A 473-nucleotide genomic window follows, 5' to 3' on the forward strand; every position below is an offset into this window, starting at 1 on the left:
CGCGCGAGACCAGGTTGTCCAGCAGGGCCTGAACCGTTGCGGCATTCTCGGTCGCCCCTTCCACCAGCGCCAGCGGATGCTTGTTGCCTTGGCCGTCAACCCCGATCGCGGCGACCAGCACGAGATCGTCGCCGAGATGCAGCCCGTCGATTTGGACCACCAGAAGGTCGAGCGCGGACAGATCGGCAGCCATGAAGTCGGCCAGCCGCGCCGCCGACAGCGCCACGAACCTCCGCGAGGCCGCCGACTTCGAAACTCCCGATCCGGGTGGTGCCGGCACGTCACCCTCAGGCAGCCGGACAGCGCGGCCGAACCGGCGCGTCGACACATTGATCAGCATCAGGTTCATCGCCCAGCGACCGAGCCAATCCTCCTGCGCCGCCGTTTCCCAGCTCGGGATCGTGATCTCGCGGCCGTCCACGCCCCGGACCCGCGGGCGCGCGGCCGCGATCTTGCGGCCGTGGTCACCGCTC

At 69.6% G+C, this 473-nt stretch carries 1 pseudogene; it reads right to left on the bottom strand.

Features of this window, described 5'->3' with window-relative positions:
- Window positions 1–473: pseudogene (locus ACZYOF_RS44345) on the bottom strand (IS256 family transposase); the annotation flags it as partial.

The organism is Bradyrhizobium sp. LeoA1Lang, assembly GCF_055413685.1.